This window comes from Vibrio sp. A1-b2 (genome assembly GCF_021726015.1).
Lineage (GTDB): Bacteria > Pseudomonadota > Gammaproteobacteria > Enterobacterales > Vibrionaceae > Vibrio > Vibrio diazotrophicus.
In genome coordinates this window covers 86,661-106,712 of record NZ_JAKKCI010000005.1, presented here as the reverse complement: position 1 = coordinate 106,712, position 20,052 = coordinate 86,661, and the positions used below count along the sequence as shown (strand labels likewise).

The window sequence follows — 20,052 nt, the reverse complement described above, 5'->3', positions numbered from 1 at the left end:
TGAGTTTATATTCAGCCCTTTTTGTCTTCTAGACATCTTCATCTTTGGTTTATATAGATACAGACAACTCGTTATTTTGCGTACAGTAACTGGCTGTATCTGTCTAAACGCTGCAGTCTAATTTCCGCATTGGCAATGAAAGTTTGTTTTGCTTTGCCTGTTAATGATTGAGATTGAGGCAATGACACTGTTCGTGGATTTTTATGAACACCATTGACCAAGAATTCGTAATGCAGATGAGCGCCTGTCACTCGGCCTGTTCTGCCTAAAGTACCAATGACTTGCCCTTGCTTCACTCTTTGACCAGTTTTTACGGTTCGCTTAGTCAAATGCAGGTATTTGGTAATGTAGGTATTGCTGTGGCGGATAAATACATAGTTACCGTTGAACTGGTTATAGCTCGATTTTTCTACCACGCCATCGCCAGCAGCCCAAATAGGTGTACCGATAGGCGCAACATAATCGGTACCTCTGTGTGCTTTCACTTGTCCAGTTACTGGGTGTAAGCGTCTTGGGTTAAAGTTGGAAGATACCCGACGAAAATCAAGCGGTGAGCGCAAGAAGGCTTTCTTCATAGCTCGACCACTTGGGTCATAGTAGTTCCCTGTATTGTCATCAAGTACTGCAGTAAAGTTTGTGCCTTGGTTGATAAAGCTGGCAGCGATGATATTTCCGCGATCAACCACTTCCCCTTCAACGATCTTTTCTTGATAGAGCAGTTTGAAGCTGTCACCAAAACGTATATCCAAAGCAAAATCGATATCCCAACCAAAAATCCCTGCCAACTCCATAATTTGGTTGGCGCTTAAACCTGCAGACATCGCGGCATTCCAGAAATTTGATGTGATCTCTGCTTCTGCATAGTTGTATTGGTAGAAGACTTCTTTCTTGTCTATTTCCGAGGTGTAACCATTTTCAGATTGGGTTATCACAAAGGTTTCGTAAGCACTCAGTTTACGTTTAAGTTGAACCAGTTCATTGTTGTCATCAAAGCCAAATTGCAGTTCATCGCCTGGACGTAGACGGCTTAACTGTTTGTTAATCTCATCGTTACTAGACGTTAAGCTGTATAGCTGTCTGGCACTGAGTCCAATACGTTGGAATAGAACTGCGGCGCTTTCTCCGGAACGAACCTTGTATTGCTCCCAGCGCAGAATCGCAGAAGGAAGAATCGTCGAGCCCGGAGAGAGAGCTTCACTATTAATAGCAAGTGGGTAGTGACGACCTACTTGTAGTTTGTTTGGATTCTTTTGCAAAGACTCTGGGCTAGGCAAAAATAAAAGAGCAAAAACAATCAACGCACTGCATAACGCGATTAAAGTTCGATGAATCCATGGAAGACGAGTGAAAATAGAAAGCATACTCGGAGGTCATTCAGTCAATAATTAATAAAAAATCCAGTTACGTAGTCTAACTGGTTTCAAAATGCATCGCTATTCAAGTAATATGTCGAACTATTAAATTTTTGCCAAATCTGTGGGAGTGAACAAGAATGGCGAGTATTGAAGCGGCTTTAGCTGAAATTAAACGTGGTGTTGAGGAACTGATTCCTGAAGAAGAGCTGATTGCTAAGCTTAAAGAAGGCCGTCCTTTACGTATCAAATTGGGTGCCGATCCAACAGCACCAGATATTCATTTAGGTCACACTGTGATTCTGAATAAGTTACGTACTTTCCAAGACTTAGGGCATGACGTTACTTTCCTTATCGGTGATTTCACGGGTATGGTCGGTGACCCAACGGGTAAAAATACTACTCGCCCACCGCTAACACGTGAAGACGTTCTACGTAACGCTGAAACGTACAAGCAGCAAGTGTTTAAGATCTTAGACCCTGCGAAAACTAAAATTCAGTTTAACTCTGAATGGTTATCTGAGCTTGGTGCAGAAGGTATGATTCGTCTGGCTGCAAACCAAACGGTTGCTCGTATGCTAGAGCGTGATGACTTCAAGAAGCGTTATGCAGGCGGCCAGCCAATTGCTATTCATGAATTCATGTACCCACTCCTACAAGGTTATGACTCAGTAGCGATGGAAACTGACGTTGAACTGGGTGGTACTGACCAAAAGTTCAACCTACTGATGGGACGTGAACTGCAAAAGTCTAGCGGTCAAAAACCTCAAGTTGTACTAATGATGCCACTATTAGTTGGTTTAGACGGTGAAAAGAAAATGTCTAAATCAGCCAATAACTACATTGGTATTAGTGAAGCTCCGAGTGAGATGTTCGGTAAGATCATGTCTATCTCTGACGATCTGATGTGGAGCTACTACGAGCTACTGTCATTCCGCCCTCTTGCTGAGCTTGAAAAACTGAAATCAGACGTAGCGAATGGCGCGAACCCTCGTGACGCTAAGATTCTTTTGGCTAAAGAGATCATTGCTCGTTTCCATAGTGAAGAAGATGCTGAAGCAGCAGAACAAGAGTTTATCAATCGTTTCCAAAAAGGTGCGATGCCAGATGAGATGCCAGAATTCGAATTTGAAGCTGGTATTGCAATCTCTAACCTACTTAAAGATGCTGGTCTTGTTAATTCAACATCCGATGCAATGCGAATGATCAAGCAAGGCGCGGCTAAGCAAGACGGTGAAAAAATCGAAGATGCTAAGCTAGTTCCAACTGCGGGCACTTATGTTTACCAAGTTGGTAAGCGTAAATTTGCACGAGTAACTGTGAAGTAATTTGCTGCATATCGAACATCAAAAAGCGCCGACAGGCGCTTTTTGTGTTTTAAGGATACGTATGTTTAATCAACGCGCTTCTTAGCTCTAAAGCTATTTACTGAGCTCAACAATTTGTCGATAAAAGCTTTTTTCAAACGTCACCAGAGGAGCTTCTACAGGGACTTCGTTTTCGACTTCTGGTGGGAAGTAATCCGTAACAAACTGGATGAAGACAGCACTTGGTTTCCCTTTTTCATCTAAACCATATCCAGCCATATTGTGCGTTCCGTAGAGAGAGCCGCTCTTGGCTTTGATTCTTCCTTTAATCATCTCTTCTCGCATGCTACGGCGATACTGCAATGTCCCTGATTCTCCAGAACTCGGTAATAGGTTAATTAAACCTAAGGTTTTGTCGTGTTTCCAAATGTAATGCAGGATTTGAAGCATACTTGACGCTTGAAGCCGGTTATTACGTGATAAACCAGAGCCATCGACCAGTTGCTCATCTTTAAGAGAAATACCGGTCTGCTTGCTGATCACTTCCTTTATGGCTTCTGTACCGTTGTTAAAGCTACCTGCTTGTTGGTAATAATGTCTGCCTATAGATTTTGTTAACGTATCCGCTATCAGGTTGTCAGAATCTTTGAGCATGGTATCGAGCAGAACGGGCAGAGGTTCTGATTGATGAGTTGCGATGACTTTTCCTGTCTTTGGCATCTTTCCTATTTTTATCTCACCTTTAAGCTGAAGTCCCAATTGATTGAGCAATTTATACACGACTCTTTGTGCATAAAGATTGGTATTTTGTACCGCAAATTTTAGAGGCAGTGGCTTTGCTCGTTCAGCCAAACATCCGGACAGTTGATAGTGGTTTTCTTGTGTCGGATAGAGTTCTAAATCACAGTATCGTGACTCTTGTTGTTGTTCAGAAACCGTTTCAGCATCGGTCATTACATAAACAGGGTATTGTTCAGGTACGTAAACACGAGTGGTTCCATCTTTCTCTGTATAGATCGAAGATTGAATGCAGTTACCATCGATATTGATCGCACTTGCTGGTGCGCTATAGCAGACCCCTACAATATCCCAAGGCCAACCTACGGCTTTGTCATATCCGGTGAATGCTGTGTTATCTAACCAAATGTCGCCAGAGATTACCCCCGAGTTTGTGGATTTTATATTGCCCAGCAGTTGCTTGATGTTTTCTGAAGATAAAGTTGGGTCTCCAGAAAATACCAGAGAATAGCTATTACCTGACTGTGATAAGGCTGTTTGGAAACGAAACTCATCGCCCAATTCCAGTTTTGCGGCAAGGGCTGTTACGATTTTTAACGTACTGGCAGGAGGGAAGTATTGGTTTGTCGATTGAGTGTCTGTTTCAATCTTGTCAGTAAGCTTTTTCGCAATAAGTGCATAACGAGTAGCAGGGGGGAGCTGAGCAGCAACTTGATTAGCCTGCGCCTGAAAGGAAAGTAGGGTGATCGTCAATCCAACCACAAAACCAAAAACGATTTTTTCAAAGGTAAGTTTGGCTAAAAAGATATGCTGCATACGGACTACAAAATTGCCTAAAAGTGCAGTCAGTATAATGTGTTAAGCAGCAAGTTTCATTGCTGTTTTGGTTAAACTTTTATGTGTCAAAAACAAAAACGCCTGCAAAGCAGGCGTTTTAAGAAAAGGCATTGTTTACGATTAGAAATCGTAACGCATACCTAGCACAACTTCGTCTTCAGCTTGAGCTTTTGTCGCAGTACCGTTGCCAGCAGCTACAGTACCGATAACATCACCTTCATCGATTAGGTTGAAGTTATATGATACGTAAGCGCGGAAGTTTGGCTTGAAGAAGTAAGTTGCATCAACCGCTAGGTTGTCTTTAGATGTTTCGCTATCAGTTTCAGCGTTGTTGTATGTAGTAGTGAATACAGTTTGCCCCAGTTTGTATGCAGCAGCAAATTCGTAACCAGTGTAGTCAAATGTAGATTTATCTGTGTTACTAACTTGTTTTTCACCGTCAGTGAAAGTACCTGCTAAGTAGAAGTCTGAGATTTTGTAAGACACAGCTAACATATATTCATTAGCTTCGTCTTGAGCTGCATAACCACCACCTAGTTTCAAGCCAGTATCACCTAATGTATAGATTGCAGATAGAGAGTAACCGTCTTGACCGTTGTCGTCTTGTAGGTCTGAATCGCGATCAGCAAAGCGGTAGCTAGCTTTTAGTGAAAGGTCAGAAAATGCACCTTTATAAGAAATCATGTTGTCAGTACGGTCAGCTACAGCCAATTTGTCCGCTGCTGAGTTACCGTGGAAAGCCATGATATCGGTAAAGTCAGTGATAACACCTAGAGCACCTTCGTTTTTACCGTAAGTGACTTCACCGAAGTCACCGCCGATACCAGCATAAGCGTAACGGTTCATTAGGCTATCTGAACCTGAACTGTCAGTTTTACCTTGATCCGATGTTGTAAACTCACCTTCGTAGAAACCAACACCGTATAGGCTGTCGGTGATCATGCTTTTACCAAGGAAGTTTAGACGGACGCGAGATAGGTCGTCTGCTTTGCCATCTTTAAGAGACAGACGTGCTTCTGCACGGCCACCCATAGTAAGAGTGTCGCCATCTTTGTTGTATAGTTCGTTAGCATTTGCGCCTGTTGCCACTGCTGCGCCTGCCACTGCTAGAGCAATTAGAGTCTTTTTCATTTTTTAATCCTAATTTACTGTCCATAAATAGAAATAGAGTGTGAATATACTACAACGCACATATCTATCGTCGTTTGAATACTTAAGCCGATCAAGATTCCTATGTCATGTTTATGTGAAAGTTGCATAAACAAGTTTAGAGATCTTACGGATATTGCGTAGTTAGATTTAAACCGCAAAGTTCCCGTGCTTGTTAGTAAAATGATGTAAAAAACTCAATCGAACGATGTTTTATTGTGCTTAAAAAATATCAAGTTAATGTATTTAAAGGGTTTATTTGTTTTTCTGATCTTTTTTTAATCGAATGTTAAGTGCAAATATTTATGTTTTTTTATTTTAATGGTGGGAATGTGAGCTGGATAAAATGTGAACTAGATCGCTGTGGAATCTAGGTTTGTGCGCGGAAAGCCAATTCTTGTATCTAATTTTTAATTTGGATGATTTCGACAGAAACTTTGTTTACACTTAGACGAAATACATTTATCTAATACAGCCTATCTCTCTAGGGAGGTTAGGCTGTTTCGTTTTGTCCAAAGGCAGCTTTGGCGTAGAGGTATAAAATGGAAAAAGTTCCTATGACAGTACGCGGTGAGAAATTACTGCGTGATGAACTTGAAAGATTATTGAAATTGCGCCCACAAATTTCTCAAGCTATTGCAGAAGCTCGTGAGCTAGGTGACTTGAAAGAGAATGCTGAATATCACGCTGCTCGTGAAGAGCAAGGCATTTGTGAAGCGCAGATCCGTGATATTGAATATAAGCTATCTGTGGCTCAAGTTATCGATGTAACGAAAATGGATAAGACAGGTAAGGTTATTTTTGGTTCTACAGTGACACTGATCGATGTAGATACTGATGAAGAAAAAACTTACCAAATTGTTGGTGATGATGAAGCAGATATCAAAGCAGGTCGAATTTCTGTTAGTTCACCTATTGCTCGCGGATTGATTGCAAAAAGCGAAGGTGACGAAGTGACCATCGTGACGCCTGGTGGCGATAAAGTATTTGAAATTGATAGAGTAGATTACCTCTAACTGTAGAGTTTTAGTTCTCTTAAAATATAAAAGGTCGCTAAGGCGACCTTTTTGTAATCTTAAGTAACACTTTTTACTGCAGAACAGTTATTACTTACGAGGTAGTTCAATCTTACGTTGCTCTGAAGGACGATACAGAACCAGTACTTTACCAATTACTTGTACTTTCTCTGCTTTAGTCTCTCGAACGATCGCGTCAACAATCAGTTGTTTTGTTTCGCGATCTTCAGATACCACTTTAACTTTAATCAGTTCATGGTGGTCAAGCGCAATTTCGATTTCTGCCAGAACAGCTTCGGTCAGCCCGTTAGCGCCCATTAAGACGACTGGGTTTAAATGGTGTGCTAGACCTTTTAGGTGCTGCTTTTGTTTGTTGCTTAGGTTCATTACGCGCCCAAATTTCTTTATTATCAGGGTTGAAAAGAGCTATTTTAGCGCCATCTATCTTTGAAGACTATATTTTCTACCATACTTTCTCAGATAGACGCTGTTTGATTAGGATTAGAATGAGTAAACAAAAACATTCAGCGAGCTCTGGCCGCTGGTTGAAAGAACATTTTGATGACAAGTATGTGAATGAAGCTAAAAAGAAAGGTTATCGTTCACGTGCTATCTTTAAAATTGAAGAAATTCAAGAAAAAGACAAATTGTTGAAGTCCGGAATGACAGTGGTTGACTTGGGGGCCGCTCCTGGTGGATGGTCACAATATGCCGCTGGTATTGTCGGTGATAATGGGCAAGTTATTGCTTGTGATATTTTGCCGATGGATTCAATTGCTGGTGTATCGTTTCTTCAAGGTGATTTTCGTGAAGAAGCGGTTTTGGAAGCGCTTTTAGAAAGAATTCAGCCTGATATGGTCGATGTCGTAATGTCCGACATGGCACCTAATATGGCAGGTAACCTTTCTGTTGACCAACCTAGGGCGATGTATCTGGTGGAATTAGCATTAGATATGTGTCGACAAGTTCTTGCGCCTAATGGTAGTTTTGTTGTCAAAGTGTTTCAGGGCGAAGGATTTGACCAATATGTTAAAGATGTCCGCGACATGTTTAACGTTGTGAAAATTCGTAAACCAGATTCTTCAAGGGCTCGCTCTCGAGAAGTTTATATCGTCGCCACTGGTTACAAAGGTTAACTATTTTACCTAGGTGAGAAAAGTTAACACTATGGCTACAGCCTAGAAACTGTAGTACCCTACCTTTAATTACAACTAGTTATCGAGAGGCTTACACCTTGAGTGACATGGCAAAAAATTTAATTCTGTGGCTTGTAATCGCTGTTGTGTTGATGTCTGTATTCCAAAGTTTTGGTCCAGGTGATAACAACGGTAGAACTATCGATTACACGACCTTTGTACAAGAAGTTGGTCAAGGCCAGATTCAAGAAGCTCAATTCAATAACAGTGAGATAAGCTTTACTCGTAGAGGCAGTAGTGCACGTTACGTGACTTATATGCCTGTATATGATGAAAAATTACTTGATGACTTGATCAATCAAAATGTGAAAGTTCAAGGTACTGCTCCAGAAGAGCAAAGCCTACTTGGAACTATCTTCATTTCTTGGTTCCCAATGATTCTGCTCGTAGGTGTGTGGATTTTCTTCATGCGCCAGATGCAAGGTGGCGGTGGCAAAGGCGCGATGTCCTTTGGTAAGAGCAAAGCCCGCATGATGAGCGAAGAGCAAATCAAAACCACATTCGGCGATGTCGCAGGCTGTGATGAAGCAAAAGAAGATGTAAAAGAGCTGGTTGATTATCTGCGTGATCCAAGCCGTTTCCAAAAACTGGGTGGTAAAATTCCAACTGGTGTGTTGATGGTTGGTCCTCCCGGTACAGGTAAAACATTGCTTGCTAAAGCGATCGCTGGTGAAGCCAAAGTACCGTTCTTTACCATATCTGGTTCTGACTTCGTAGAAATGTTTGTTGGTGTCGGTGCATCTCGTGTGCGTGACATGTTTGAACAAGCTAAGAAAGCGTCGCCTTGTATTATCTTCATTGATGAGATCGATGCAGTAGGTCGCCAACGTGGTGCTGGTGTTGGTGGTGGTCACGATGAACGTGAGCAAACACTAAACCAAATGCTGGTTGAAATGGATGGTTTCGAAGGTAACGAAGGTATCATTGTTATCGCAGCGACTAACCGTCCTGACGTACTTGACCCTGCACTTCTTCGTCCTGGTCGTTTTGACCGCCAAGTGGTTGTTGGTTTACCAGACGTACGCGGACGTGAGCAAATCCTTAAAGTTCACATGCGTAAAGTTCCTCTGGCAGGTGACGTTGAGCCTTCATTAATTGCTCGTGGTACTCCGGGTTTCTCAGGCGCTGACTTAGCGAACCTTGTCAATGAAGCTGCTCTGTTTGCTGCTCGTGGTAACAAGCGAAATGTTTCTATGGTCGAGTTTGAGCTGGCTAAAGACAAAATCATGATGGGCGCAGAGCGTCGTTCAATGGTGATGTCAGAAGAAACAAAAGAATCAACCGCTTACCATGAAGCAGGTCATGCCATCGTTGGTCGTTTAGTGCCTGAACATGATCCAGTTTATAAAGTGTCGATCATTCCTCGTGGCCGAGCTCTTGGTGTGACTATGTACTTACCAGAGCAAGATCGTGTAAGTATGTCAAAACAGCATCTAGAGTCGATGATCTCAAGCTTGTACGGTGGTCGTCTTGCTGAAGAACTGATTTACGGTGTTGAGAAAGTGTCGACTGGTGCATCTAACGATATCGAACGAGCTACTGATATTGCTCGTAAGATGGTCACTCAATGGGGTTTCTCTGAGAAGTTAGGTCCAATGCTTTACGCTGAAGAGGAAGGCGAGGTTTTCCTTGGACGTAGTGTAACGCAAACCAAACATATGTCGGATGATACCGCTAAGTTGATAGATGATGAGATTCGTATCATCATTGACCGCAACTACGAACGTGCTCGCAAGATTCTGCTCGAAAATATGGATATCATGCATTCAATGAAAGATGCATTGATGAAATATGAAACGATCGATGCCGGCCAGATTGATGATCTGATGGAGCGTAAATCAGAGATTCGTCAGCCAGCAGGTTGGGGCGATCAAGCTAAGTCTCAGCAAGAAAATGCTGAAGAGGCTTCTAAAGTTTCTGAGCCTGTTGAAGAGAAAAAAGAAGAGTCGAAAGCAGAAGGTAATTCTGAAGACTCATCTGCTGAGAAAAAAGATTCAGAGTAATCTTATATCATCTATAAAACCCCGACTTGTTCGGGGTTTTCTGTTTCCGGGTTATGGAAACATGGTTATGGAAACATTCATCGTTTATGAAATTAACAACAGCAACTAAAGAACTCATTCTAGACCGTCCTCATGTTATGGGGATTCTGAACACGACTCCGGATTCATTTTCAGATGGCGGCAGTTATACGTCGATAGATAATGTCATTGTTCGTGCCAAACAAATGATAGAAGCTGGTGTAAGCATTATCGATATTGGTGGAGAATCTACCAGACCGGGTGCTCCTGATGTGAGCCTTGAGGAAGAACTTCGACGCGTCATTCCAGCAATCAAAGCGATTCGAGAGTTTAACCAAGATGTTTGGATATCAGTTGATACCAGTAAAGCTGAAGTGATGCGACAATCGATAGCGGCTGGTGCAGACCTAATCAATGATGTTCGTTCCCTGCAAGAGCCGGGAGCTTTGGAAGTTGCAGCTCAAGCGCAAGTGCCTGTTTGTATCATGCACATGAAAGGACAACCGAAAACGATGCAAATCAATCCGGAATACGATAATGTTCTGGATGAAGTTGAAAGCTTTCTGCTAGAGAAATTAGCAGCTTGTGAAAAAGCTGGAATTCCAAGAGAGAACGTCATTTTAGACCCAGGTTTTGGCTTTGGTAAATCAATTGAGCACAACTATCATTTACTCGCCAACTTAGAAAAACTACATCGCTTGGGGTTACCTATTTTGGCTGGAATGTCGCGTAAATCGATGATCTTTAAGCTTCTTGAGAAGAAACCAGCGGAATGTATGGTTGCAAGTGTGACTTGTGCAACGATTGCCGCTATAAAAGGCGCACAGATTATTCGCGTTCATGATGTCGAAGAGACATTGGAAGCGATGAAAATCATCCAAACAATGAACAACAATTTATAAGTAACAATAAGTTATAAAAATTAGTTAAGGATACATTATGTCTGACGAAAGACGTTATTTTGGTACTGACGGCGTGCGTGGCAAGGTAGGTCAATACCCGATTACTCCTGATTTTGTACTTAAGCTTGGTTGGGCTGCTGGGCGCGTACTTGCTAAACAAGGTACTAAGCAAGTGATCATTGGTAAAGATACCCGCATTTCTGGTTACATGTTGGAGTCTGCTCTAGAAGCGGGTCTTGCAGCTGCGGGTTTAAAAGCTGTATTGACTGGCCCAATGCCAACGCCAGCGGTAGCGTATTTGACTCAAACATTTCGTGCAGAAGCGGGGATTGTTATCTCAGCATCACACAACCCGTATTACGACAACGGCATTAAGTTCTTCTCATCGGATGGTACAAAGCTGCCTGATGAAGTGGAGTTGGCTATTGAAGCTGAGTTAGACAAAGAGATCACTTGTGTTGAATCTGCTCTACTAGGTAAAGCTTCACGCTTAGTTGATGCTGCTGGTCGTTATATCGAATTCTGCAAAAGCACTTTTCCAAATAAATTAAGTTTGGCCGGACTGAAAATTGTCGTTGATTGTGCACACGGCGCGACTTACCACATTGCTCCGAATGTGTTTAAAGAACTGGGTGCCGATGTTATTGCTATGGGTATTGAACCTAATGGTACAAATATCAACGATAAAGTAGGTGCAACGGATGTCGCTGCACTACAAAAACGTGTTGTGGAAGAGCAAGCTCATCTAGGTCTGGCTTTTGATGGCGATGGCGACCGTTTAATTATGGTCGATGAGAATGGCAATAAGGTCGACGGCGACCAAATCGCTTATATCATTGCTCGCGATGCATTACGTCGTGGAGAATTGAAAGGTGGTGTTGTTGGTACGCTAATGACAAACCTAGGTATGGAAAATGGTCTAAAACAACTGGGTATTCCATTTGTTCGTGCTGCAGTTGGTGACCGCTATGTAATGGAGCAATTACTGGCAAAAGGCTGGAAGATCGGTGCAGAGAACTCTGGGCATATTATCCTGCTGGATAAAGTCACCACTGGTGATGCGATTGTTGCCGCGCTACAAGTTTTAGCTTCAGTTGTCGGTAGTGAAATGTCACTAGGCGAGTTGTCCAAAGGAATGACACTCTATCCTCAAGTGCTGGAAAATGTGCGTTTTAGTGGTGATACCAATCCGTTAGAAGCAGAAGCTGTGATTGCGAGCGTTAAAGAAGTTGAAGCAAAACTTGGCGCTAAAGGCCGTGTTTTGTTACGCAAGTCAGGCACTGAGCCTTTGCTTCGAGTAATGGTAGAAGGTGAAGATGCTGAACTGGTTAAATCTTCCGCTTTAAAAATTGCAGAAGCTGTAAAAGCTAACTGTTAAGTCTTGTTTTTGTTGGCTCCTAAGTTTTTAACCAAGTTAAAATTTTGGAGCCAAGTTTAAACTAATATCACTTTGAGCCTTTTTTGACCGTTTGATAAGCAAACGGGATATTTTTAACAAATATCCCTTGTCAGTCATACTCGCATTCGATAGTATTGCGTCCGCCTTCTGTTAGGAGGTCGCTAGCCTTGTTCTTGTCGATGATTGCAAATGATTAGAACGGCGCTGGCTCAACAATTTGGAACATAGGTGGAAGCGATGTTTACAGTTCTACTTGTGATTTACCTGTTGGCAGCGGTTGGTATCATTGGCCTAGTGTTGATCCAGCAAGGTAAAGGCGCAGATATGGGAGCCTCATTCGGTGCTGGTGCTTCAAACACAGTGTTTGGCGCGAGCGGCTCAGGAAATTTTCTAACCCGAATGACTGCAATTTTTGCAACAATATTTTTTATCTTTAGTCTTGTGCTAGGCAACATGTCTACACATAAAACTGAATCACAATGGGTTGACCCTGCTAAAGGTCAAGTGATTGAGCAAACTACTGAAGGTACATTGAGTGAAGCTCCAGCCCCAACAGGCGACGAAATTCCTCAATAATCTTACTTTAAAGTAAGAAAGGTTATGCCGAGATGGTGAAATTGGTAGACACACTAGCATGAGGTGCTAGCGCTTCGGTGTGAGGGTTCGAGTCCCTCTCTCGGCACCATGTTTACAAACTTGTAAAACACCTTGTTGAGCGTATAATTGCTCACAAGTCGGACGCGGGGTGGAGCAGCTTGGTAGCTCGTCGGGCTCATAACCCGAAGGTCGTCGGTTCAAATCCGGCCCCCGCAACCAATTATCTTCTATTTTATAGAGAGTTAATTGTTGCAAGTTTGGCAGTGTTTACCTCACTGCAGTTGAGAAGAAATTCTCAATTTATCAGGGTCCAGCAGCAAAAACCCCGACTTTCGGGGTTTTTTGTTATCTGTGTTTCTTAATGTGAAATACAGGTGCTTTGCTTGGAATTTAAATTGGGCTCTATGCCCTTTTTTTGTTTCTGGAGTGGTTTAAATGACTGGTTTAGAAAGACAATTAACAGAAATGCTTGACGCGCCTGTAGCGGCATCAGGTTATGAGTTAGTTGGATTGGAGTTTGTTCGCGCAGGACAACACTCAACACTACGTATCTACATTGATCATGAAAACGGTATTAACGTTGACGATTGTGCAGAAGTAAGTCACCAAGTGAGTGCTGTATTGGATGTTGAAGATCCAATCACTGTTGCTTACAACTTAGAAGTGTCTTCGCCAGGTATGGAAAGACCACTCTTTAAAGCTGCACATTATGATCAATTTATCGGTCACGAGGTCAGCATCGTTTTGAAAATGGCTGTAGCAAACCGTCGTAAATGGAAAGGCATCATTCACTCAGTTGATGGTGAAACTGTTGCTATAACTGTAGATGGTCAAGAAGAACATTTTGCGATTAGCAACATTTCAAAAGCTAACCTGATCCCTAAATTTTAGTTCTCCTAGAGAAAAGAGCTTAAGAGGCTATAACAATGAGTAAAGAAATTTTAGCGGTTGTAGAGGCTGTTTCGAACGAGAAAGCAGTACCTCGTGAGCGTATCTTTGAAGCGCTTGAAATTGCGCTAGCAACATCGACTAAGAAAAAATACGAAATTGACGTAGATGTTCGCGTTGCTATCGACCGCAAAACGGGTGAGTTTGAAACTTTCCGTCGTTGGTTAGTTGTAGACGAAGTGGAAAACCCAACAAAAGAGATGTCTCTAGACGCTGCATCTTATGATGATGATTCAGTTGAGTTAGGTCATTACTACGAAGAGCAAATCGAATCTGTAACATTTGACCGCATCACAACGCAAACAGCGAAGCAAGTTATCGTACAGAAAGTACGTGAAGCCGAACGCGCACAAATCGTTGAGCAGTTCATCGACAACGAAGGTGAGCTAGTAACAGGTGTGGTTAAAAAGGTTAACCGTGAGACTGTTATCCTAGATCTTGGTAACAACGCTGAAGCGGTTATCTTACGTGAAGACCAACTGCCACGTGAAAACTTCCGTCCTGGCGACCGTGTTCGTGGCCTACTTTACAAAGTGGCTCCAGAAGCTCGTGGTTTCCAACTATTCGTAACACGTTCTAAGCCTGAAATGTTGGCTGAACTGTTCCGTGTGGAAGTGCCAGAAATTGGCGAAGAGATGATCGAACTGAAAGGTGCGGCTCGTGATCCTGGTTCTCGCGCGAAAATCGCTGTGAAAACAAACGATCGCCGTATTGACCCAGTAGGTGCGTGTGTCGGTATGCGTGGTGCACGTGTACAGGCTGTATCTAGCGAACTTGGTGGTGAGCGCATTGATATCGTGCTTTGGGATGATAACCCTGCACAATTTGTGATCAACGCAATGGCTCCAGCTGACGTTGCTTCTATCATTGTTGATGAAGATGCACACTCAATGGATATCGCTGTTGAAGCAGATAACCTAGCTCAAGCAATTGGCCGTAACGGTCAAAACGTACGTCTAGCGTCTCAACTTTCTGGTTGGGAACTGAACGTAATGACAGTTGCAGATCTAAACAAGAAACACCAAGAAGAATCAATGGCAGCTATCGAGCGCTTCATGAAGTACCTCGATGTTGAGCAAGATTTTGCTGAGCTGTTGGTTGAAGAAGGTTTCTCTACATTAGAAGAAGTTGCGTATGTTCCTGTCAACGAACTACTAGAAGTAGACGGTCTGGATGAAGACCTAGTTGAAGAACTGCGTAACCGTGCGAAAGATGCATTGACAACAATTGCATTGGCACAAGAAGAATCGTTCGAAGGCCTAGAGCCAGCTGAAGACCTACTATCTCTAGCTGGTCTTGAGCGTGATATGGCATTTAAACTTGCTGCTAAAGGTGTAGTAACACTAGAAGATTTAGCAGACCAAGGCATCGACGATCTTGAAGGTATTGAAGGTCTAACCGAAGAACGCGCTGGCGAGCTCATTATGGCAGCTCGTAACATTTGTTGGTTCGGTGAAGACGCATAATTTCAGCAAGGGAGGAAGCGGCATGACACAACTTACAGTTAAAGCACTGAGTGAAGAAATTGGTACTCCAGTTGACCGCTTATTAGAACAACTTGCTGATGCTGGCATGAAAAAAACGAGTTCAGACAGCGTATCAGAAGAAGAAAAAAGCAAACTTCTGAATCACTTACGTAAGGAACATGGAGAGGGCTCAGGATCTGAGCCAACTCGTTTAACGCTCCAGCGTAAAACCCGTAGTACACTAAGCGTAAGTGCTGGTGGCGGTAAAAGTAAGGATGTTCAAGTTGAAGTGCGCAAAAAACGAACGTATGTTAAGCGCAGTGCAGTTGAAGATGAAGCAAAACGCGAAGCAGAAGAAGCTGCTAAGCGCGAAGCTGAAGAATTAGCGAAACGTGAAGCTGAAGAAGCTGCGAAACGTGAAGCCGAAGAAAAGGCAAAACGTGAAGCAGAAGAAAAAGCGCAACGAGAAGCAAATGAAAAAGCAAAACGTGAAGCAGAAGAAGCTAATCGTGATGCACAGGGTGGGGCGAAACGTGAACGTTCTGCTGAAGATAAAATGAAGCAAGAAGCAGCGCGAAAAGAAGCCGAAGCACTGAAGCGTCGTCAGGAAGAAGAAGCTAAGCGTAAAGCTGAAGAAGAGAGTCTTCGTCAGCTTGAGAAAGCACGTGAATTGGCTGAACAGAATAATGAGCGTTGGTCTGCTGAAGAAGAGAAAAAGGGTAAAATGGAAGAGAATACAGATTACCATGTGACCACATCGAGCTATGCTCGTGCGGCAGAAGATGAAGCAGACCGTCGTGAAGAAGGTGCTCGTCGCCGTAGTGCTGCTGCTAAGACGAAAAAGACGAAAATGTCTAATCGCGACGATAAGCAAGAGCGCGATACTCGTCGTGGTGGTAAAGGTCGTAAAGCTGGCAAGATTGCCAAGCCATCGTCAATGCAACACGGCTTTGATAAGAGCGCAGTTGTTGCTAAATCCGATGTTGTGATTGGTGAAACTATCGTAGTTTCTGAACTGGCAAGCAAGATGTCAGTAAAAGGGACTGAAGTCATCAAAGTGATGATGAAGATGGGAGCAATGGCGACGATCAACCAAGTGATTGACCAAGAAACAGCACAACTTGTTGCTGAAGAAATGGGTCACAAAGTGGTTCTTCGTAAAGAAAATGAACTTGAAGAAGCGGTAATGCAAGACCGTGATAACGAGTTCGAAAAAGTTGCACGTGCTCCAGTCGTTACCATTATGGGTCACGTTGACCATGGTAAAACGTCAACGTTGGACTACATTCGTCGTACACACGTTGCTTCTGGCGAAGCAGGTGGTATTACGCAGCACATTGGTGCATACCATGTAGAAACACCAAACGGCATGATTACGTTCCTTGATACTCCTGGACACGCGGCGTTTACGTCAATGCGTGCTCGTGGTGCTCAAGCGACAGATATCGTTGTTCTTGTTGTTGCAGCAGATGATGGTGTAATGCCACAAACAGTTGAAGCTATCCAGCACGCAAAAGCGGCAGGTGTACCTTTGATTATCGCTGTGAACAAGATCGACAAAGAAGATGCTAACCCAGATAACGTTAAGAATGAGCTAGCTCAATACGATGTTATTCCTGAAGAGTGGGGCGGTGAGAATATCTTCGTTCATATCTCTGCAAAACAGGGTACAAACATTGATTCACTACTTGAGTCTATCCTTTTACAAGCAGAAGTTCTTGAACTCACTGCAGTTAAAGATGGTATGGCTTCTGGTGTTGTTATCGAATCACGCCTAGATAAAGGCCGCGGTCCAATTGCAACTGTTCTTGTACAGTCAGGTACTCTGAACAAAGGTGATATCGTACTTTGTGGTCAGGAATATGGCCGAGTTCGCGCAATGCGTGATGAAGTTGGTAACGAAGTTAACGAAGCTGGTCCTTCTATCCCGGTAGAAATTCTAGGTCTTTCAGGTGTTCCTGCGGCGGGTGACGAAGCGACAGTTGTACGTGATGAGCGTAAAGCTCGTGAAGTTGCAAACTATCGTCAAGGTAAGTTCCGTGAAGTGAAACTGGCTCGCCAGCAGAAATCTAAACTAGAGAACATGTTCTCTAATATGACTGCGGGTGACGTTTCTGAACTGAATATCGTACTGAAAGCTGACGTACAAGGTTCTGTTGAAGCAATTTCTGATTCATTAGTGAAACTATCTACTGATGAAGTAAAAGTGAACATTGTAGGTTCAGGTGTTGGTGGTATTACAGAAACAGATGTAGTACTAGCAGCGGCTTCAAACGCTATCGTTGTTGGCTTTAACGTTCGTGCTGATGCATCAGCTCGTCGTGCAGTTGAAAACGAAAATATCGATCTACGTTACTACTCAATCATCTACCAATTGATTGATGAAGTTAAAGCGGCAATGAGCGGTATGCTTGCTCCAGAATTCAAGCAAGAAATCATTGGTCTTGCTGAAGTTCGTGACGTGTTTAAGTCACCGAAACTGGGTGCAATCGCTGGTTGTATGGTTACTGAAGGTACAATCAAGCGTAACAGCCCAATTCGTGTACTACGTGATAACGTGGTTATTTACGAAGGTGAACTTGAATCGCTACGTCGCTTTAAAGACGACATGCAAGAAGTTAAGAACGGTTATGAGTGTGGTATCGGCGTTAAGAACTACAACGATGTTCGCGTAGGCGACCAAATTGAAGTATTCGAAACGGTTGAGATTCAACGTACCATCGATTAATTCGTTAAAATTGATGAGACCTAATGATTATTCGTTAGTCATAATGGCTCATCAACTAGAACAAACGGCAATGTTCGGTTGTTGAATACGCCATGGGGGAGTGGGTTTACCATTCCCCCATTCTTTCTATTTAGTGAGAAAATTATGCCAAAAGAATTTAGCCGCACTCAGCGTGTGGCTCAGCAACTACAAAAAGAACTAGCGATGATCCTTCAGCGCGAAGTTCGTGATTCTCGATTAGGAATGGTGACCATTTCTGATGTAGAAGTTTCTCGTGACCTTGCTTACGCTAAAGTGTTCGTCACTTTCTTATGTGTAGGCGAGCAAACACCAGAATCATGTTTAAAAGCATTACGTGAGCATGAAGCTCATATTCGTATGATGCTTGGTAAACGTATTCGCTTACGTCTAACACCTGAAATTCGTTTTCACTATGACAGTACCTTAGTAGAAGGTATGCGTATGTCGAACCTTGTTTCTGAAGTAGTCAGTACCGATAAGCGTAAGCAAAAAGATGCGGGTCGCGAGGACGAAGAGTAATGGCTCGTCGTCGTAAAGGGCGTCCGATAAATGGTGTGGTGCTGATTGATAAACCAACCGGCATCTCATCAAATGATACCCTGCAAAAAGTTAAGCGCCTTTTCTTCGCAGAAAAAGCAGGACATACCGGTGCGCTAGATCCTCTAGCAACGGGTATGCTTCCGATCTGTTTGGGTGAAGCAACTAAGTTTTCTCAGTTTCTGCTCGATTCCGATAAACGTTATCGCGTGATCGCAAAGCTGGGTGAGCGCACTGACACATCAGATTCAGATGGTGAAGTAGTTGAAACTCGTGAAGTGAACGTAGACCGCGAAACTCTGATCAGTTGTATCGAAAAATTCAGGGGTGAAACTGACCAAGTACCTTCAATGTTTTCAGCATTGAAATATCAAGGTCGTCCTCTGTATGAATATGCTCGTCAAGGTATCGAAGTTCCTCGTGAATCTCGCAAAATCACCGTTTACGATATTGTTCTGCATCGTTTTGAAAACGATGAAGTTGAGATGGAAGTACACTGCTCAAAAGGTACCTACATCCGCACTATCGTTGATGATTTAGGTGAAATGCTAGGCTGTGGCGCGCACGTCACTATGTTACGTCGTACTGGTGTTGCTAAATATCCATATGAAAATATGGTGACACTAGAGCAGCTTAACGAGCTTGTTGAACAGGCTCATCGTGAAGAGCGTTCACCTTATGATGCTCTTGATGCTTTGTTGTTACCAATGGATACCGCAGTACAAGATTTGCCTGAAGTAAATCTGGTTGCTGAGCTGGTTGATATGGTTCAGCACGGTCAAGCGGTTCAAGTCTTTGGTGCTCCAACAGACGGTATAGTTCGCATGACGGGTGGTGAAGAGAAGCTATTCCTAGGTGTTGCTGAAATCGATAACGATGGGAAAGTAGCGCCGAAGCGTTTAGTGGTTTATCCACCGCGCGCTTGAAGCTGCAGCGTTGTTAACTGCGTTGACTCACCCTAATAACATAGTTTATCTATGCTCGTGAGGAGTCGTTCGCTTTTTGCTTGTCTGCAACTTCAATGACAGATTTATGGTGCGAAGTTACGAATTTTATTACGTGAAATAGCGCTTGTGTGATTACAGGATATTCCCTATAATCCGCCCCTCACGTGTCGGCTGAATCAGAGATTGGCTGACACAAATATAAACTTAACTCTTTAGGAGAGAATTATGTCTCTGAATGCAGAAACTAAAGCAGCAATCGTAGCAGAATATGCACGTGCTGAAGGCGACACTGGTTCACCAGAAGTTCAAGTAGCTCTACTTACAGCTTCTATCAACCACCTTCAAGGTCACTTCAAAGAACACAAAGGCGATCACCACAGCCGTCGTGGTCTTCTACGTATGGTTTCTAGCCGTCGTAAACTTCTAGATTACCTAAAAGGTAAAGATCTAGATCGTTACCACGACCTAATCAAACGCCTAGGCCTACGTCGTTAATTCGCGTCTGCCAAGCAGGTTTGAAGAAAAAGGGGCTTTTTAGCCCCTTTTTTGTGTCTGCGATTTGAGAGTGTGACACTCAGTTACTTAACAGTGTCATTCTGGAATTTCGCCACCAAATATCCAGAATCTAATATAATCGCGCGCTTTAGCTAGATTTCAGCCTACGTTTTAATGGTATATAAGGCATCTGGAATACCGGAAAAAGCACACCAATTATCTCCTGAAATTAGCATCTTGAAGCAAGCGGGTATATACTACGCACGGCGAAATCCTCTGTAAGGATTTCCAATCAATACTCACTACATTACAGTCAACCACGTCGACCAAACGGTCGCGGCTATTCAAAGCGTGTTTTGCGGACGTTTCTTGCAATAAAGAACTGAGCACGTTTTT

Annotated in this window: 17 protein-coding genes and 2 tRNA genes; 15 read left to right on the top strand and 4 right to left on the bottom strand. The window is 43.0% G+C overall.

The features are described from left to right. Positions 1 to 71: 71 nt before the first annotated feature. Positions 72 to 1,361 carry a peptidoglycan DD-metalloendopeptidase family protein gene (locus L3V23_RS13080; protein ID WP_102966224.1) on the bottom strand — a complete coding sequence of 430 codons (1,290 nt, stop codon included), beginning with the start codon at positions 1,359 to 1,361 and terminating at the stop codon, positions 72 to 74. 131 nt (positions 1,362 to 1,492) lie between these two features. Between L3V23_RS13080 and tyrS the strand changes: the two genes are divergently transcribed. Beyond that, on the top strand, positions 1,493 to 2,680 hold the full coding sequence (tyrS, locus tag L3V23_RS13075; protein WP_042484417.1) for a tyrosine--tRNA ligase: 1,188 nt from the start codon (positions 1,493 to 1,495) through the stop codon (positions 2,678 to 2,680). A 93-nt stretch (positions 2,681 to 2,773) separates the two neighbouring features. Here the strand turns inward: tyrS and dacB are convergent, their stop codons facing one another. Next, a complete protein-coding gene (gene dacB / locus L3V23_RS13070; protein WP_102966225.1) occupies positions 2,774 to 4,213 on the bottom strand; it encodes a serine-type D-Ala-D-Ala carboxypeptidase in 1,440 nt (479 codons plus the stop codon). A gap of 141 nt (positions 4,214 to 4,354) precedes the next feature. Continuing rightward, positions 4,355 to 5,365 (bottom strand): porin, encoded by a 1,011-nt coding sequence (locus tag L3V23_RS13065; RefSeq protein WP_102966226.1) that lies wholly within the window; start codon positions 5,363 to 5,365, stop codon positions 4,355 to 4,357. Between the two features lie 560 nt (positions 5,366 to 5,925). Here L3V23_RS13065 and greA point away from each other — a divergent pair. Continuing rightward, positions 5,926 to 6,399: a transcription elongation factor GreA gene (gene greA, locus L3V23_RS13060; protein WP_102954122.1), complete on the top strand. Its 474-nt coding sequence runs from the start codon at positions 5,926 to 5,928 to the stop codon at positions 6,397 to 6,399. Between the two features lie 90 nt (positions 6,400 to 6,489). Here the strand turns inward: greA and yhbY are convergent, their stop codons facing one another. Continuing rightward, positions 6,490 to 6,786: a ribosome assembly RNA-binding protein YhbY gene (gene yhbY, locus L3V23_RS13055; protein ID WP_042484407.1), complete on the bottom strand. Its 297-nt coding sequence runs from the start codon at positions 6,784 to 6,786 to the stop codon at positions 6,490 to 6,492. A 119-nt stretch (positions 6,787 to 6,905) separates the two neighbouring features. Between yhbY and rlmE the strand changes: the two genes are divergently transcribed. From rlmE to rpsO, 13 genes are all read left to right on the top strand, one after another. After that, complete coding sequence (gene rlmE, locus L3V23_RS13050) at positions 6,906 to 7,535, top strand: 23S rRNA (uridine(2552)-2'-O)-methyltransferase RlmE (RefSeq protein WP_042484404.1); 630 nt, start codon at positions 6,906 to 6,908, stop codon at positions 7,533 to 7,535. A 98-nt stretch (positions 7,536 to 7,633) separates the two neighbouring features. Beyond that, entirely contained in the window at positions 7,634 to 9,598 is a 1,965-nt protein-coding gene (gene ftsH, locus L3V23_RS13045; protein ID WP_102966227.1) for an ATP-dependent zinc metalloprotease FtsH, read from the top strand. Between the two features lie 86 nt (positions 9,599 to 9,684). Beyond that, on the top strand, positions 9,685 to 10,518 hold the full coding sequence (gene folP / locus L3V23_RS13040) for a dihydropteroate synthase (protein WP_102966228.1): 834 nt from the start codon (positions 9,685 to 9,687) through the stop codon (positions 10,516 to 10,518). Between the two features lie 37 nt (positions 10,519 to 10,555). Then, a complete protein-coding gene (gene glmM / locus L3V23_RS13035; RefSeq protein ID WP_102963249.1) occupies positions 10,556 to 11,896 on the top strand; it encodes a phosphoglucosamine mutase in 1,341 nt (446 codons plus the stop codon). Between the two features lie 258 nt (positions 11,897 to 12,154). Further along, positions 12,155 to 12,493 (top strand): preprotein translocase subunit SecG, encoded by a 339-nt coding sequence (gene secG / locus L3V23_RS13030; protein WP_102963310.1) that lies wholly within the window; start codon positions 12,155 to 12,157, stop codon positions 12,491 to 12,493. Between the two features lie 26 nt (positions 12,494 to 12,519). Then, positions 12,520 to 12,602: transfer RNA gene (locus L3V23_RS13025), tRNA-Leu, on the top strand. Between the two features lie 54 nt (positions 12,603 to 12,656). Then, positions 12,657 to 12,733: transfer RNA gene (locus L3V23_RS13020), tRNA-Met, on the top strand. 216 nt (positions 12,734 to 12,949) lie between these two features. Next, positions 12,950 to 13,405, top strand: a complete 456-nt coding sequence (gene rimP / locus L3V23_RS13015) for a ribosome maturation factor RimP (protein ID WP_042484396.1) — start codon at positions 12,950 to 12,952, stop codon at positions 13,403 to 13,405. 35 nt (positions 13,406 to 13,440) lie between these two features. Further along, complete coding sequence (nusA, locus tag L3V23_RS13010) at positions 13,441 to 14,928, top strand: transcription termination factor NusA (protein ID WP_042484394.1); 1,488 nt, start codon at positions 13,441 to 13,443, stop codon at positions 14,926 to 14,928. A 22-nt stretch (positions 14,929 to 14,950) separates the two neighbouring features. Further along, positions 14,951 to 17,656, top strand: coding sequence for a translation initiation factor IF-2 (gene infB / locus L3V23_RS13005; protein ID WP_042484391.1), 2,706 nt, complete (start codon positions 14,951 to 14,953; stop codon positions 17,654 to 17,656). Between the two features lie 144 nt (positions 17,657 to 17,800). Beyond that, positions 17,801 to 18,196 (top strand): 30S ribosome-binding factor RbfA, encoded by a 396-nt coding sequence (gene rbfA, locus L3V23_RS13000; RefSeq protein WP_042484387.1) that lies wholly within the window; start codon positions 17,801 to 17,803, stop codon positions 18,194 to 18,196. Next, a complete protein-coding gene (gene truB, locus L3V23_RS12995) occupies positions 18,196 to 19,140 on the top strand; it encodes a tRNA pseudouridine(55) synthase TruB (RefSeq protein WP_102966229.1) in 945 nt (314 codons plus the stop codon). The genes rbfA and truB overlap by 1 nt, the downstream gene beginning before the upstream one ends. A 246-nt stretch (positions 19,141 to 19,386) precedes the next feature. Further along, entirely contained in the window at positions 19,387 to 19,656 is a 270-nt protein-coding gene (gene rpsO / locus L3V23_RS12990; RefSeq protein ID WP_042484382.1) for a 30S ribosomal protein S15, read from the top strand. Positions 19,657 to 20,052: the final 396 nt, after the last annotated feature.

Excerpts from the sequence above, each read along its gene's own strand:
- L3V23_RS13080 (WP_102966224.1), bottom strand. The coding sequence starts at position 1,361 with ATGCTTTCTATTTTCACTCGTCTTCCATGGATTCATCGAACTTTAATC.
- tyrS (WP_042484417.1), top strand. The coding sequence starts at position 1,493 with ATGGCGAGTATTGAAGCGGCTTTAGCTGAAATTAAACGTGGTGTTGAG.
- dacB (WP_102966225.1), bottom strand. The coding sequence starts at position 4,213 with ATGCAGCATATCTTTTTAGCCAAACTTACCTTTGAAAAAATCGTTTTT.
- L3V23_RS13065 (WP_102966226.1), bottom strand. The coding sequence starts at position 5,365 with ATGAAAAAGACTCTAATTGCTCTAGCAGTGGCAGGCGCAGCAGTGGCA.
- greA (WP_102954122.1), top strand. The coding sequence starts at position 5,926 with ATGGAAAAAGTTCCTATGACAGTACGCGGTGAGAAATTACTGCGTGAT.
- yhbY (WP_042484407.1), bottom strand. The coding sequence starts at position 6,786 with ATGAACCTAAGCAACAAACAAAAGCAGCACCTAAAAGGTCTAGCACAC.
- rlmE (WP_042484404.1), top strand. The coding sequence starts at position 6,906 with ATGAGTAAACAAAAACATTCAGCGAGCTCTGGCCGCTGGTTGAAAGAA.
- folP (WP_102966228.1), top strand. The coding sequence starts at position 9,685 with ATGAAATTAACAACAGCAACTAAAGAACTCATTCTAGACCGTCCTCAT.
- glmM (WP_102963249.1), top strand. The coding sequence starts at position 10,556 with ATGTCTGACGAAAGACGTTATTTTGGTACTGACGGCGTGCGTGGCAAG.
- secG (WP_102963310.1), top strand. The coding sequence starts at position 12,155 with ATGTTTACAGTTCTACTTGTGATTTACCTGTTGGCAGCGGTTGGTATC.
- rimP (WP_042484396.1), top strand. The coding sequence starts at position 12,950 with ATGACTGGTTTAGAAAGACAATTAACAGAAATGCTTGACGCGCCTGTA.
- nusA (WP_042484394.1), top strand. The coding sequence starts at position 13,441 with ATGAGTAAAGAAATTTTAGCGGTTGTAGAGGCTGTTTCGAACGAGAAA.
- infB (WP_042484391.1), top strand. The coding sequence starts at position 14,951 with ATGACACAACTTACAGTTAAAGCACTGAGTGAAGAAATTGGTACTCCA.
- rbfA (WP_042484387.1), top strand. The coding sequence starts at position 17,801 with ATGCCAAAAGAATTTAGCCGCACTCAGCGTGTGGCTCAGCAACTACAA.
- truB (WP_102966229.1), top strand. The coding sequence starts at position 18,196 with ATGGCTCGTCGTCGTAAAGGGCGTCCGATAAATGGTGTGGTGCTGATT.
- rpsO (WP_042484382.1), top strand. The coding sequence starts at position 19,387 with ATGTCTCTGAATGCAGAAACTAAAGCAGCAATCGTAGCAGAATATGCA.